Raw genomic sequence first — 14,983 nt, forward strand, 5'->3', positions numbered from 1 at the left:
ATCAGTCAGCCAGCTCCAGAATGCGCGCCACCAGTTGCGGGAAGCTGTATCCCGCCTGCTTTGCCGCCATCGGCACCAGGCTGTGGCTGGTCATGCCTGGCGAGGTGTTCACTTCCAGCAGCTGGAAATTGCCGTCACCGTCGACCATCACATCAACCCGTCCCCAGCCGCTGCAGCCTAACGCGCGCCACGCGGCCAGCACTAATGTCTGCAGTTCCGCCTCTTTCTCCGCACTCAGGCCGCTCGGGCAGAAGTATTGAGTATCGTCAGAAATGTATTTTGCTTCATAGTCATAGAACTCGCTGGCGGTCTGAATTCTGATTGACGGCAGAATTTCGTCGCCGACGATGCCCACGGTGTATTCGGCGCCGCTGAGAAAAGCTTCCACCAGCACGTCATCATCATGGCGAAACGCCTCCTGCAGCGCGGCTGGCAGCGCTTCCGCCTGGTTCACGCGGCTGATGCCGACGCTGGAACCTTCACAGCTTGGCTTCACAAACAGCGGCAGTCCGAGCGCGGCAATCGACGCCTGCGCTGCAGCATCCAGCCCCTGCTCATACTGCTGGCGCGTCAGCCAGACAAATTTGCCCGCCGGCAATCCCCTGCCCTGCCACAGCAGTTTGCTGCGCAGTTTATCCATGGTGATGGCCGACGCCATGACGCCGCTGCCGGTATAGGGCAGTTGCAGAAACTCCAGCAGCGCCTGCAGCGTGCCATCTTCGCCACCGCGACCGTGCAGCGCGATAAACGCTTTGGCAAAGCCCTGCTGCCGGAGGTCCAGCACCGAGACGTCACGGGTGTCGACACCGTGCGCATCAATGCCCATCTCGCGCAGTCCCGCCAGCACCGCGCTGCCGGACATCAGTGACACCTCACGCTCGGCGGAGGTACCGCCCATCAATACCGCGACTTTCTCAGCCATGGCGCGCCTCCGTGTTCAGAGCCGGCTGCAGCTGAATCTCAGCCAGCTTGCGGGCAATTTTGCCGATGTTGCCGGCGCCCTGCACAATCACCAGATCGTCGCCGGACAGCAGCGGTGCCAGCGCATCCGGCAGCGCTTCGTGCTCGGAGACCAGAATCGGATCGACCTTGCCGCGATTGCGGATGGCACGGCACAGTGAACGACTGTCCGCGCCCGGAATGGCGGCTTCGCCCGCCGGGTAGACATCCAGCATCAGTAACACATCCACCTGCGACAGCACATTGGCGAAATCATCGAACAGGTCGCGGGTGCGCGTATAGCGATGCGGCTGAAACACCATCACCAGCTTTTTCTCTGGCCAGCCGGCGCGCGCCGCTTTGATGGTGACATCCACTTCGGTCGGATGATGACCATAATCGTCGACCAGCATCGCGCTGCCTGGCTTACCGTTAACGGCTGCAGTGTCAAACTCGCCCAACACGTCGAAACGTCGACCGGTGCCCTGGAAACTCTCCAGCGCCGCCAGAATAGCGTTGTCGTCAATGCCCTCTTCGCTGGCAACCGCTACGGCTGCCGCGGCATTCAGCGCGTTATGGCGACCCGGCGCATTCAGCGTCACGTGCAGCACCGGCTTGTCCTGACGAATCAGGGTGAAGTGGCCCTGCGCGCCGCGCTGTTCGTAGTTTTCGACCCGCACATCCGCATCGTCGCTGAAACCATAAGTGGTGACCTGACGGCCCACGCGCGGAATCAGATCGCGAATCACCACATCGTCCACGCACATCACCGCGCGCCCGTAGAACGGCAGGTTGTGCAGGAAGTTAATAAACGTCTGCTTCAGGTTCTCAAAATCGCCCTGATAGGTATCCATGTGATCCGCTTCGATGTTAGTGACAATCGCCACCATCGGTTGCAGATGCAGGAAAGACGCGTCGCTTTCGTCCGCTTCCGCAATCAGATAACGGCTGCTGCCGAGGCGCGCGTGCGTACCCGCCGCTTTGACCAGACCGCCATTGACGAACGTCGGATCGAGACCGCCTTCCGCATAAATACTGGTCACCATCGCGGTGGTGGTGGTTTTACCGTGCGTGCCGGCAATCGCGATGCCGTGCCGGAAACGCATCAGCTCAGCCAGCATCTCCGCCCGGCGGATCACCGGGATACGCTGCTCACGCGCCGCCACCAGCTCCGGGTTGTCCTGCGCCACGGCGGTAGAAACCACGACGACGCTGGCGTCGGTAACATTTTCCGGGCGATGGTTGAAGTAAATGGTCGCGCCCAGCGAGGCCAGATGCTGCGTAACCGGATTGGGCGCCAGATCGGAGCCGCTAATGTGATAGCCTTCGTTCGCCAACACCTCGGCAATACCGCCCATGCCGGCACCGCCGATGCCGACAAAGTGGATGTGCCGGACGCGACGCATCTCGGGCACAATAGAACGCAGTTTTGCCAATTGTTGTGTATTCATCTGTCTCTGTTACCTGTTTTCCCGTTTGCACCTGCATTCAGATGCAGGCCAGTCAAACTGACCGGTTAACTTACTTCGCGACGCGCGCAACCTCTTGTGCCACCCGTTCGGTCGCATCAGGAATCGCGACCTGGCGGGCTTTTTTCGCCATCGCCAGCAGCGTGGCGCGATCCCAGTGGCGCAGCGTGTCTGCGACGGCCGCAGCAGTAAACTGCGGCTGCTCGAAAATTTTGGCCGCGCCGGCTTTTTCCAGCGGCAGCGCATTCCAGTATTGCTGACGATCTTTGTGCTGGAACGGCACGAAAATCGCCGGTAAACCCGCCGCCGCCACTTCACTGACGGTCAGCGCGCCGGAGCGGCACACCACCACATCGGCCCACGCATAGGCTTGCGCCATGTCATCGATGAACTCGGTGACCTTGTGCTGCGGCTGGCCAGCGGCCTGATACGCCTGCTGCACGGTCTCCCGTGCGCCTTTGCCGGTCTGATGCCACAGCGTGATGGCGTCACCCAGTTCGGCGGCGACCTGCGGCACGATCTGATTGAGGATGCGCGCGCCCTGACTACCGCCAATCACCAGCACGCGAATCGGCCCGCTGCGGTGTGCCAGACGCTGCGCCGGCAGCGGCAGCGCCAGCACATCATTACGTACCGGGTTGCCCACCACCTCGGCAGTGGGGAACGCGCCCGGAAAGGCCTGCATCACTGTGGTGGCGATTTTCGCCAGCCACTTATTGGTCAGGCCGGCAATGCCGTTCTGCTCATGCAGCACCACCGGGATGCCGCAACTCCACGCCGCAAGGCCGCCCGGACCGGAAACATATCCGCCCATGCCCAGCACCACATCCGGCTGCCAGTTTTTCATGATGCGGCGCGCCTGGCGCCACGCATTGAAGATGCGCACCGGTGCCAGCAGCAGGGCCTTTACGCCTTTGCCGCGCAGTCCGCTGATGCGGATGAAGTCGATATCGATGCCATGCTTTGGCACCAGATCGGCTTCCATCCGGTCTGCCGTTCCCAGCCAGCGCACCTGCCAGCCTTGTTCGATCAGATGATGCGCCACGGCCAGTCCGGGGAACACATGTCCGCCGGTACCCCCTGCCATGACCATCAGCCGTTTACCACTCATCGGGCACCTCGGGTAAACGCCTGGGCTTTTGCCAGACGTGTTTCATAATCTATGCGCAATAAAAACACGATGGCGGTCGACATAATGATCAGACTCGATCCACCGTAACTGATCAGCGGCAGCGTCAGGCCCTTGGTCGGCAGCATACCCGCCGCCGCACCAACGTTAACCAGCGCCTGGAAGCTAAACCACACGCCAATGGAACAGGCGAGGAAGCCGGAAAAACGCTGGTCGATCTCCAGCGCGCGACGGCCAATCGACATTGCGCGAAAAGCGACGAAGAATACCATCAACAGCGCCAAAACCACACCGACATAACCCAACTCTTCACCGATAATTGAGAAGATAAAGTCGGTATGCGCTTCCGGCAGATACTCCAGTTTCTGCACCGAGTTGCCCAGGCCCTGCCCCCAGAACTCACCGCGGCCAAACGCCATCAGCGACTGGGTCAGCTGATAGCCGCTGCCGAACGGATCTTCCCACGGGTTCCAGAAGGAGGTCACGCGGCGCATACGGTAAGGTTCCGCGATAATCAGCAGCACCACGGCGAAAATGCCGGAGCCGATAATCGCCAGGAACTGCCACAGTTTGGCGCCCGCCAGGAACAGCATCGCCAGCGTGGTAACAAACAGCACCACCACGGTGCCGAGGTCCGGCTGGGCCAGCAGCAGCACCGCCAGCACCACCATCACGCCCATCGGCTTACAGAAGCCCCAGAAGTTGTTCCGCACCTCTTCCACTTTGCGCACCAGATAGCTGGCGAGATAGCAGAACAGCGACAGCTTGGATAACTCCGCCGGCTGAATACGCAGCGGCCCGAGCGCGATCCAGCGCGATGCGCCGTTAACCGAGCTACCGACCACCAGCACGATCAGCAGCATCGCCACCGAAGCCATCAGCATCGCGTTGCTGTAGCGCTGCCAGAAATCCATCGGTACGCGCAGCGTCACTAACGCCATACCCAGCGCCAGGGCGATATAAAAGGCATCACGCTTGGCAAAGTAGAACGGATCGTCGTTAAGACGCTGTCCAACCGGCATCGACGCCGAGGTGACCATGACAAAACCGATAATCGCCAGGCCAAATGTCAGCCACAGCAACGTGCGGTCATACAGCACCACCGGCGCGTCGTCGTTGTCGCGCGCGCCCATCACCCAATCACGCAGGCGCAGCGAAATAAAACTGGCGATACTGGCTCCGGGAATACGCATCAGCTCAGCTCCTTCGCCAGTTGCGCGAAGCGATCGCCGCGCTGTTCAAAATTACGGAACTGGTCGAGGCTGGCGCAAGCCGGTGACAGCAGCACCAGGTCGCCCGCCTGCACCTGAGCGGCAATCTGCGTCATCGCCTGTTCGAGCGTGTCGGTGCGCGTCGCCACCGCCGGACGCAGCGCGGCCAGCGCATCGCCGTCGCGGCCAAAGCAGAACAGCCTCACGTTGTCGCCCTGCAGATAGCGCGCCAGCGGCGTAAAGTCCGCCCCTTTGCCATCGCCACCCAGCAGCAGCCACAGCGTACCTTTCACCTGCAGGCCGTTAAGCGCGGCTTCGGTGCTGCCCACGTTGGTGGCTTTCGAATCATTAATCCAGCGCACGCCATGCGCTTCGTGCACCAGCTGGAAGCGATGCGGCAGGCCGCTGTAGGTGGTTAACGCTTTCAGGCTGGAAGCGCGCGGGATCTTCACCGCATCGGCCAGCGCCAGCGCGGCCAGCGCATTGGTGTAATTGTGCTGCCCGACCAGCTTCATCTCGTCGGTATTAAGGACTTTCTCGCCCTTCACCCGCAGCCAGGTACTGCCCTGCTGCTGGTTGAGGTGATAATCGCCAACGTCGATGCCAAAGCTGACGCAGCGGCGATCGGCGCCGCGCACCGGCATGGTCATGCCATCGTCGGCATTCACCACGCAGATATCCGCGTTTTCATAGATACGTAATTTAGCGGCGCGGTACTGCTGCATGCCGAGCGGATAGCGATCCATATGATCCTCAGTGACGTTGAGGATGGTTGCCGCCGCTGCTTTCAGGCTGTAGGTGGTTTCCAGCTGGAAGCTGGAGAGCTCCAGCACATACAGCTGCGCCGGCGATTTAAGCAGCGTCAGCGCTGGCAGCCCAATGTTGCCGCCTACGCCCACCTGCCAGCCCGCAGCGCGCGCCATTTCGCCCACCAGCGTGGTGACGGTACTTTTGCCATTGGAACCGGTGATCGCCACAATCGGCGCCTGCGCCTCACGGCAGAACAGTTCGATATCGCCGACAATTTCAATGCCGGCGTCGGCCGCTTCGCTCAGCGCCGGGTGCGCCAGCGCGATGCCCGGGCTGGCGATGATCAGATCGCATGCCAGCAGCCAGTCGCTGTTGATACCGCCAACGTGGCGCTCCACCTGCTCTGGCAGTTTGTCCAGCCCCGGCGGTGACACACGGGTATCCATCACGCGGGGCGTCACGCCCTGCGCGAGGAAGAAATCAACACAGGAGAGGCCGGTAATGCCTAATCCAATGATGACGACTTTTCTGCCCCGATAGTCAGCCATGATTAACGTACCTTGAGCGTTGCCAGGCCAATCAGCACCAGCATCAGCGAAATAATCCAGAAGCGCACGATCACGCGCGGCTCCGGCCAGCCTTTCAGTTCATAGTGGTGGTGAATCGGTGCCATGCGGAAAATACGCTGACCGCGCAGCTTGAACGAACCCACCTGCAGGATCACCGACAGCGTCTCAACCACAAATACGCCGCCCATAATCACCAGCAAAAATTCCTGACGCAGCAGCACTGCCAGCGTGCCCAGTGCGCCGCCCAGCGCCAGCGAACCCACGTCGCCCATAAAGACCTGCGCCGGATAGGTGTTGAACCACAGGAAGCCGAGACCGGCCCCGACAATCGCGGTACAGACAATCACCAGCTCACCGGCGTGGCGCAGATACGGGATGTGCAGATACTCGGCAAATTTCACGTTACCGGTCGCCCAGGCCACCAGCGCAAATCCCGCCGCGACAAACACCGTTGGCATGATGGCCAGACCATCCAGACCGTCTGTCAGGTTTACCGCATTACCGGTTCCGACAATCACAAAATAGGCCAGCACCACGTAGAACAGGCCGAGCTGCGGCATAACATCTTTGAAGAACGGCACCACCAGCTGTGTGGCAGGCGTATCTTTACCGGCGATGAACAGCGCGAACGCCACGCCGAGCGAAATCACCGACATCCAGAAATATTTCCAGCGCGCGATCAGGCCCTTAGTGTCTTTACGCACCACTTTGCGATAGTCATCAACAAAGCCAATTACGCCAAAACCGACCAGCACCACCAGCACGCACCAGACGTAAGGATTGGACGGATAAGCCCACATCAGCACCGAAACCGTGATGGAAGTCAGAATCATTATGCCGCCCATGGTCGGCGTGCCGCGCTTGCTGAAGTGCGACTCCGGACCATCGTTACGTACCACCTGGCCAATCTGCAGTTTCTGCAGCCAGGCGATCAGGCGCGGGCCCATCCATAAAGAGATGAACAGAGCGGTCAGCAGGCTGACAATGGCGCGAAACGTCAGATAGGAAAAGACGTTAAAGCCGGAATAAAATGCGACCAGATGTTCGGCCAGCCAGACTAGCATGTTCCTTTCTCCTGTAAGCTCTGTACTACCTGCTCCATGGCGGCACTACGTGAACCTTTAACCAAAATAGTGATGTCCGCATGTTGGGACAGCAGCGTGCGTAAACGTTCAGTCAGTTCGGCTTTACTGGCGAAATGTTCGCCTTTGCCGCTGCTTTCACTAATAAAATGGCTGAGCCTGCCAGTGCTCAGCACACAATCAATACCGGCGGCTTTCGCCGCTTCGCCCACCTGACGATGACAGGCTTCGGCCTCGTCGCCCAGCTCGCCCATGTCACCCACCACCATGACGCGGAAGCCCGGCATATCGCCCAGCACCTGCGCAGCGGCGGTCATCGAACCGACGTTGGCGTTGTAGCTGTCATCCAGCAGCAGTTGATTACCGGCGAGGCGAATCGGGAACAGGCGCCCAGGAACGGGCTGCAAAGTTTTAAGGCCAGACTGGATAGCGCTTAACGGCGCGTCAACCGACAGCGCCAGCGCGGCAGCGGCCAGCGCATTAGCGATATTGTGCCGGCCCGGCAGCGGCAGCTCGACGGCGATGTCACCGCGCGGCGTGTGCAGGGTAAACAGCGTGGCGTCAGCGCGCAGTACGATATCGCTGGCGCGGAACTCCGCGTCTGCCATCGGCTGCGGCGAAAAGCGCCACAGGGTTTTGTCAGCAAACTGCGGCTGCCAGTTGGGCAGATCGTTGCTGTCAGCGTTGATGATTGCGGTGCCGTGTACCGGTAAGCCGCCAAAGATTTCGCCTTTGGCTTTTGCCACGCCCGCCAGTGAACCGAAGCCTTCCAGATGCGCCGCCGCCAGATTGTTAACCAGCGCGGTTTCCGGACGCACCAGATTGGTGGTGTAGGCGATTTCACCCTGATGGTTCGCGCCCATTTCAATCACGGCATACGCGTGTTGCGGGGTAAGACGCAGCAGCGTCATCGGCACGCCGTAATCGTTGTTGAGATTGCCGGCGGTATACAGCGTTTCACCGCACTGGCGCAGAATCGCCGCGGTCATCTCTTTTACTGAGGTTTTACCGGAGGAGCCGGTCAGCCCCACCACGCGCGCTTTCGACTGCTGACGCACCCAGGCGCCGAGCTGACCAAAGGCGATACGCGTGTCAGCGACCACCACCTGCGGCACGTCAACCGCTAAACGACGATTTACCAGCAGCGCCTGTGCGCCACTGGCGATAGCGTCGGCGGCAAAATCGTGCGCATCAAAACGTTCGCCCACCAGCGCGACAAACAGGCTGCCTGGGGTGACTTTACGGGTATCCGTGGTGACATCCGCAATAGTGAGATCGCTGCCGTGCAGTTGCCCACCGCTAATCTCTGCCAGGGTTTTCAGCGTAACCGGAATCATGCCATTACCCCCAGCAAACGGGCGACGGTGTCGCGGTCAGAGTAGTCAAGGCGGCGGTTGCCGATGATTTGATAATCTTCATGGCCTTTACCGGCCACCAGCACGATGTCGTCGGCGCTGGCCTGCATCACCGCATGGGTAACCGCCTGCGCTCGTCCTGCAATAACGCGTGCCCGGCCCGGATCGAGCAGGCCGGTGAGAATGTCGTTAACAATCGCCGTCGGCTCTTCGCTCCGCGGATTGTCATCGGTGATCACCACGATATCGGCAAACTGTTCGGCAATCGCGCCCATCAGCGGGCGTTTGCCTTTGTCACGGTCGCCACCGCAGCCAAATACGCACCACAGCTGGCCCTTGCAGTGCAGCCGGGCCGCCTCCAGCGCTTTTTCCAGCGCGTCTGGCGTATGTGCGTAATCCACCACTACCGTCGGCTTGTGCGCGGCGGTGAACACTTCCATACGCCCGCACACCGGCTGCAGCTGGCTGGCACTGGCCACCAGCGTGTCGAGCGGATAATCCAGCGTCAGCAGTGTCGCCAGCGCCAGCAGCAGATTGCTGACGTTAAAGGCGCCCATCAGGCGGCTGTCAAACTCGCCGTTGCCCCAGCTTGAACTGAACTGCACGTGTGCGCCGCCGTCGTGATAATCGATCGCCGTCGCCTGCAGCCAGCGGCCACGACAGCCGGGCTGCAGATTGTTGCTCAGCGTAACGGCCACGGCATCCGGTAATTTTTCCAGCCAGCGGCGGCCCACTTCATCATCAGCGTTGATGATGGCCTCGCCTACCTGATGCTCAGAGAACAGCAGCCACTTGGCTGATTCGTAGCCCTGCATGTCACCGTGATAATCAAGGTGATCGCGGCTCAGATTGGTAAATACCGCGGCGGCAAACGGCAGCGCGGCCACGCGATGCTGCACCAGACCGTGCGAAGAAACCTCCATCGCGGCGACGCTAGCCCCCTGCCCGACCAGGTCGTGCAGAATATGCTGTACATCCACCGCTGAACCGGTGGTGTTTTCACTCGGCACCAGCTGACCGTACAGGCCATTGCCCACCGTGCCCATCACCGCACCGGTTTCGCCCAGCAGGTTGGCCCAATGCGCAATCAGCTGCGTGGTGGTGGTTTTACCGTTAGTGCCGGTCACACCAATCAGCTTTAATTTTTCAGCCGGCTGCTGGTAGAAACGCCCGGCCAGCGCGGAAAGGCGCTGCGGCAGCTGAGCCAGATAGATAACCGGGACGCCGTGCATCTCGCGGATATCCCCATCGCTGGCTTCGCCTTCAGCCTCGGCAATGACCGCCGCCACACCCTGGGCGATGGCCTGTGGAATAAATCGACGTCCATCAGCATGATGGCCCGCCACGGCGATAAACAGATCGCCAGCAGCCGCAGCGCGGCTGTCCAGTGTCATGTCACGGAGTGGACGCGCCGGCGCGCCAGGCACCCACGGGGCCAGCAAGTCGCGCAGGTTACGATCTGTCACTTGATTCCTCACTTCTCTTATTCTTCACCAACTCGTTTTTATCCACCGTTGGCAGCGCATCCGGTTCAATGTTCATGGTGCGCAGCACACCGCCCATGATGGCGCCAAACACCGGTGCAGAAACCGCACCACCATAATATTTACCGGCCTGGGGATCGTTGATCACTACCACCAGCGCAAAACGCGGGCGACTGGCAGGCGCAACGCCCGCGGTGTAAGCAATGTATTTATTGACGTAGCGTCCGTCCGGCCCGACTTTTTTCGCGGTACCGGTTTTGATCGCGATGCGATAGCCCTTGATGGCGGCTTTAACACCACCGCCACCCGGCAGCGCCACGCTTTCCATCATGTGCATCACGGTTTTCACCAGGTCTTCCGGGAAAACACGCTCGCCCGCCACCGGCGGGTCAACTTTGGTAATCGACAGCGGGCGATTGATGCCGTAGCTGCCAATGGTTGCGTAGACTCGCGCTAACTGTAACGGCGTTACCATTAGCCCGTAGCCGAAAGAGAAGGTGGCCCTCTCTATGTCAGACCACCGTTGTTTTTGAGGGTATAAGCCACTACTTTCCCCGACCAGCCCCAAATTGGTCGGTTTACCCAGGCCAAAGCGCGCGTAAGTTTCTACCAGCGCTGAGGAGGGCATCGCTAACGCGAGGCGCGAAACCCCGACGTTACTCGACTTCTGCAGAACCCCGGTAAGGGTCAATTCGTTATAGCGCGCTACGTCTTTGATCTCATGACCATTGACGCGATACGGCACGGTGTTCAGAACGCTGTTCTCTTTCACCACGCCGCGCTGCAGTGCGGTCATCACCACCATTGGCTTCACGGTGGAACCTGGCTCGAAGATGTCGGTAATAGCGCGGTTACGCATGACGTCTTTCGGCGTGTTGCTGAGATTATTGGGGTTGTAAGCCGGGCTGTTGGCCATCGCCAGCACTTCGCCGGTGTTCACGTCCACCAGCACCGCAGTGCCCGATTCGGCTTTGTTGAAGGCAACAGCATTGTTCAGTTCGCGGTACACCAGCGCCTGCAGGCGCTCGTCGATGCTCAGCGTCAGGTTGTGCGCGGCGCGGCTGTCGACCGAGGAGATATCCTCAATCACCCGCCCGTAGCGGTCTTTGCGCACGGTACGTTCGCCCGGCTCACCGGTCAGCCATTTATCAAAGCTCTTCTCGATGCCTTCAATGCCCTGGCCGTCAATGTTGGTGAAGCCAATCAGGTGGGCAGTGACCTGACCGGCCGGATAGTAGCGGCGCGACTCCTGACGCAGGTAAATACCGGGCAGCTTGAGCTTTTTCACGTATTCGCCAATCGCCGGGTTAACCTGACGGGCGAGGTAAATAAAGCGCCCTTTTGGGTTGGCGTTGACGCGCGCCGCCAGCTGATCCAGCGGGATCGACAGCGCATCCGACAGCGCTTTCCAGCGACTATCGACGGTGACGCCGCCGTGCTCGGTCAGCTCTTTGGGATCGGCCCAGATGGCGTTAACCGGCACGCTTACCGCCAGCGGGCGTCCGGCGCGATCGCTGATCATGCCGCGCGCGGTAGGCACTTCCTGCACGCGCAGCGAACGTAAATCGCCTTCCTTCACCAGCTTATCCGGGCTGATGACCTGCAGCCACGCCACGCGCGACAGCAATCCGCCCAGCGCCAGAAGAATACAGCCGCATAGCAACGCAAAACGCCAGCTTACAAAGCTGGCCTTATCTTCCTGTTTTCTTAACTTCAGCGTTTTGCCTGCGCCGCTCATTGAGGTCTGCGATTCCTTATTTCTGCACCACAATATTTTCCTGTGAAGGATCAACATGCTGCAACTGCAGCTTATCGGTTGCTATCCGTTCTACCCGGCTGTGATCGCCCAGCGCATTCTCTTCGAGGATCAGGTTGCGCCATTCGATATCCAGCGCATCACGCTCCAGCACCAGCTGCTCACGCTGCGCCGTCAGCAGACGGGTCTTATGCGTGGTGGTCACCACCAGCACCGAAGAAACCAGCACGGCGATCAGCAGCAGCAGCGGGATCTTGCCAAAACGCAGCAGATCGCCACCAATGACGCCGGGCAGGCTGTGACGCTCATTGCCAATCACGATGCGGTTCTCTCAGCGATACGCAGGACCGAACTGCGCGCGCGCGGGTTGTCTTTGACTTCGGCTTCGCCAGGAATCAGCTTGCCGAGGGTTTTTAGTTCACGTCCGCCCAGCGCTTTCAGCTGGCTCTCGGTCATCGGAATCCCGGCCGGCACCTGCGGTCCGCGGCTCTGGTCACGCATGAAGCGCTTCACCAGCCGATCCTCCAGCGAGTGGAAGCTGATGATGGATAAACGCCCGCCCGGTGCCAGCACCGTTAATGCCCCTTTCAGCGCGATATCGATCTCTTCCAGCTCACTGTTGATCCAGATGCGTATCGCCTGGAAGCTGCGCGTCGCCGGATGCTTAAACTTATCTTTTACCGGCGTTGCCGCCGCAATCAGATCGGCCAGCTCTTTGGTGCGCGTCATCGGCTGTTCCCGGTTGCGCTCGACAATGGCGCGGGCGATGCGTTTTGCGAAGCGCTCTTCACCGTAGGTTTTCAGCACAAACGCAATGTCTGCCTCTTCCGCGCTCTGCAACCACTCGGCTGCCGACTGACCGCGCGTCGGATCCATACGCATATCCAGCGGCCCGTCGCGCATAAAGGAGAAACCGCGCTCGGCGTCATCCAGCTGAGGCGAAGAGACGCCCAAATCCAGCAGTACGCCGTCGATTTTTCCGGTCAGCCCGCGCTCTTCGACATACTCAGCCAGCGCTGAAAACGGCCCGTGCACAATCGAGAAACGTGGATCTTTTATCTCAGCGGCTGCGGCTATGGCTTGCGGATCGCGATCGATCGCCAGTAACTGTCCGTGCGCGCCAAGCTGCGACAGGATCAGGCGTGAGTGACCGCCGCGACCAAAGGTGCCGTCAATATAAATGCCGTCTTCCCTGATATTAAGGCCGTTAACCGCCTCATCCAGCAGCACCGTGGTGTGTTTAAAATTTTCCTGCATAGCTATAGCGACAAGTCCTGCAACCGCTCAGATAAAGGCTCCTGAGCTGACTGTTCTGCGTCAATATCGTCCTTAACTTGTTGATACCAGGTCTGTTCATCCCACAGTTCAAACTTGTTGAACTGTCCAACCAGCATCACTTCTTTGGTCAGGCTCGCATGCTGGCGCAACGTATTCGCCAGCAGTAAACGGCCTGCATTATCCATCTGGCACTCGCTGGCATGACCTAACAGCAGACGCTGCACGCGACGCTCGTTCGGATTCATACTGGATAACCGGGCCAGTTTTTTCTCAATAATTTCCCATTCGGGCAGGGTATAAAGCAGCAGGCAGGGCTGATGGAGGTCAATGGTGCAAACCATTTGACCCTGAGACTCTGCGAGCAGCAATTCGCGATAACGCGTCGGCACCGCCAGGCGCCCTTTGCTGTCGAGATTGACTAACGTTGCTCCACGGAACATGCCAGCCCTACCCCTCAGTTACCCGTTTTCACCACTTTATCCCACTTTTTACCACGAAACGAGTTTACGGAGCCGATGAAATCCTTGTCAAGCCGCAACGGCAAGTGAATATCACTCTTTACACCGAATGAAATTAACCGGAGAGAAGAATAAGAGGAGAATGAATGGTCAATTTAAAATTAACCTGATGAATAACAGTATAAAAAAAATTTGCGTCAGATTTATCGGTGAAAATTAGCGCAATTTTACCGCTGCGATTATTCTGCCCCAATCTGCGACGGCGGCGGCATTTTAGGGGATTTCTGAAAGGAAGCCCAGCACCATCGCGTCAGCTCTGCTATGCGCGATTGCTGAAGATGTAAACAAATAAGAAAATCCAGCGCCGATAATTCGTTAGCCGGGGCGATGATAATTTACGCTTTTTTACGCCCGTGTGCGTCTGGTTAAATAGGGATGAGAGAAATTAGCGCGGGCGACGTCTCGCCCGACGCTTCATTTAGCGCGACGACTTAATTGTCCGCGGCGGAATAAATTACGGCGAATACGGGTTAAACCCGGCTTCGGTTTGCGTGGCTCATCCAGCGAAGCCAGCACCAGCTCCAGCACACGCTCAGCAACATCGCGATGGCGCTGCCCTACCGCCAGCACCGGGCACTCCAGAAAGTCTAATAATTCGTGGTCGCCGAAAGTTGCAATAGCCAGGTCTGTCGGCAAGCGGCCGTCACGCTTCAGCGTCACGTCCATCACCCCCTGCAGCAGGCCAAACGAGGTGGTAAACAGCGCTTCGGGCATCGCGTGGTCTTCAAGGTATTTTTCAAACAGCGTCGCCGCAGCGGCGCGGTCAAAGCTGTTGCAATAGATGAAATCGATCGGGCGCTCATCACCCTGCCACGCCTCGCGGAACCCCATTTCACGCAGGAAGCTGACCGACAGCTCCGGCAGCGCGCCGAGAAACAACACGTTTTTCACCGGCAGCTGACGCAATTCAGCCGCCAGCGCCTGCGCGTCATCCTGATCGGCACCGACCACGCTGGTAAAGTGTTCACGATCCAGCGCGCGGTCCAGCGCGATAATCGGCAGCGGATCGTTGACCCAGCGCTGATAGAACGGATGTTCCGGCGGCAGCGACGTGGAGACAATGATCGCATCCACCTGACGCTGCAGCAGGTGCTCAATGCAGCGCATTTCGTTATCCGGCTGATCTTCGGAACAGGCAATCAGCAGCTGATAGCCGCGCTGACGCGCCTGGCGTTCGAGATAGTTGGCGATGCGGGTATAACTGGTGTTTTCCAGATCGGGGATCACCAGACCAATCGAACGGGTGCGTCCGGCGCGCAGGCCCGCAGCCACCGCGTTGGGGTGATAGTTGTACTCACGCACCACCGCCATGACTTTCTCAACGGTTTTGTCGCTGACACGATACTGCCGCGCTTTGCCATTGATGACATAGCTCGCCGTGGTGCGCGACACGCCCGCCAGGCGCGCAATTTCATCCAGTTTCACGATGACACCTTAATTCTG

General features: G+C 59.4%; 13 protein-coding genes. All 13 read right to left on the minus strand.

Annotated features, from left to right (window positions below):
* Position 1: 1 nt before the first annotated feature.
* Complete coding sequence (locus AC6I79_RS15695) at positions 2-922, minus strand: D-alanine--D-alanine ligase (RefSeq protein WP_104188113.1); 921 nt, start codon at positions 920-922, stop codon at positions 2-4.
* Positions 915-2,390 carry a UDP-N-acetylmuramate--L-alanine ligase gene (murC, locus tag AC6I79_RS15700; RefSeq protein ID WP_031279704.1) on the minus strand — a complete coding sequence of 492 codons (1,476 nt, stop codon included), beginning with the start codon at positions 2,388-2,390 and terminating at the stop codon, positions 915-917. Before murC ends, AC6I79_RS15695 begins: the two co-directional genes overlap by 8 nt.
* Before the next feature lie 70 nt (positions 2,391-2,460).
* Positions 2,461-3,519, minus strand: coding sequence for an undecaprenyldiphospho-muramoylpentapeptide beta-N-acetylglucosaminyltransferase (gene murG, locus AC6I79_RS15705; protein WP_150360694.1), 1,059 nt, complete (start codon positions 3,517-3,519; stop codon positions 2,461-2,463).
* Entirely contained in the window at positions 3,516-4,730 is a 1,215-nt protein-coding gene (ftsW, locus tag AC6I79_RS15710) for a cell division protein FtsW (protein ID WP_021507561.1), read from the minus strand. Before ftsW ends, murG begins: the two co-directional genes overlap by 4 nt.
* Positions 4,730-6,046: a UDP-N-acetylmuramoyl-L-alanine--D-glutamate ligase gene (gene murD / locus AC6I79_RS15715; RefSeq protein ID WP_104094004.1), complete on the minus strand. Its 1,317-nt coding sequence runs from the start codon at positions 6,044-6,046 to the stop codon at positions 4,730-4,732. The genes ftsW and murD overlap by 1 nt, the downstream gene beginning before the upstream one ends.
* 2 nt (positions 6,047-6,048) lie before the next feature.
* Entirely contained in the window at positions 6,049-7,131 is a 1,083-nt protein-coding gene (gene mraY, locus AC6I79_RS15720; RefSeq protein ID WP_021507563.1) for a phospho-N-acetylmuramoyl-pentapeptide-transferase, read from the minus strand.
* A complete protein-coding gene (murF, locus tag AC6I79_RS15725) occupies positions 7,125-8,486 on the minus strand; it encodes a UDP-N-acetylmuramoyl-tripeptide--D-alanyl-D-alanine ligase (RefSeq protein ID WP_498027370.1) in 1,362 nt (453 codons plus the stop codon). Before murF ends, mraY begins: the two co-directional genes overlap by 7 nt.
* Complete coding sequence (gene murE / locus AC6I79_RS15730) at positions 8,483-9,970, minus strand: UDP-N-acetylmuramoyl-L-alanyl-D-glutamate--2,6-diaminopimelate ligase (RefSeq protein WP_021507565.1); 1,488 nt, start codon at positions 9,968-9,970, stop codon at positions 8,483-8,485. Before murE ends, murF begins: the two co-directional genes overlap by 4 nt.
* Positions 9,957-11,726, minus strand: a complete 1,770-nt coding sequence (locus AC6I79_RS15735) for a peptidoglycan glycosyltransferase FtsI (protein ID WP_021507566.1) — start codon at positions 11,724-11,726, stop codon at positions 9,957-9,959. Before AC6I79_RS15735 ends, murE begins: the two co-directional genes overlap by 14 nt.
* Positions 11,727-11,742: 16 nt before the next feature.
* Complete coding sequence (gene ftsL, locus AC6I79_RS15740; RefSeq protein ID WP_021507567.1) at positions 11,743-12,063, minus strand: cell division protein FtsL; 321 nt, start codon at positions 12,061-12,063, stop codon at positions 11,743-11,745.
* Complete coding sequence (gene rsmH, locus AC6I79_RS15745) at positions 12,060-13,001, minus strand: 16S rRNA (cytosine(1402)-N(4))-methyltransferase RsmH (RefSeq protein ID WP_021507568.1); 942 nt, start codon at positions 12,999-13,001, stop codon at positions 12,060-12,062. Before rsmH ends, ftsL begins: the two co-directional genes overlap by 4 nt.
* A gap of 2 nt (positions 13,002-13,003) precedes the next feature.
* Positions 13,004-13,462, minus strand: coding sequence for a division/cell wall cluster transcriptional repressor MraZ (gene mraZ, locus AC6I79_RS15750; RefSeq protein WP_021507569.1), 459 nt, complete (start codon positions 13,460-13,462; stop codon positions 13,004-13,006).
* Between the two features lie 492 nt (positions 13,463-13,954).
* Positions 13,955-14,965 carry a catabolite repressor/activator gene (gene cra / locus AC6I79_RS15755; RefSeq protein WP_010615604.1) on the minus strand — a complete coding sequence of 337 codons (1,011 nt, stop codon included), beginning with the start codon at positions 14,963-14,965 and terminating at the stop codon, positions 13,955-13,957.
* Between the last annotated feature and the right edge of the window lie 18 nt (positions 14,966-14,983).

The organism is gamma proteobacterium symbiont of Scutellera amethystina, assembly GCF_059730845.1.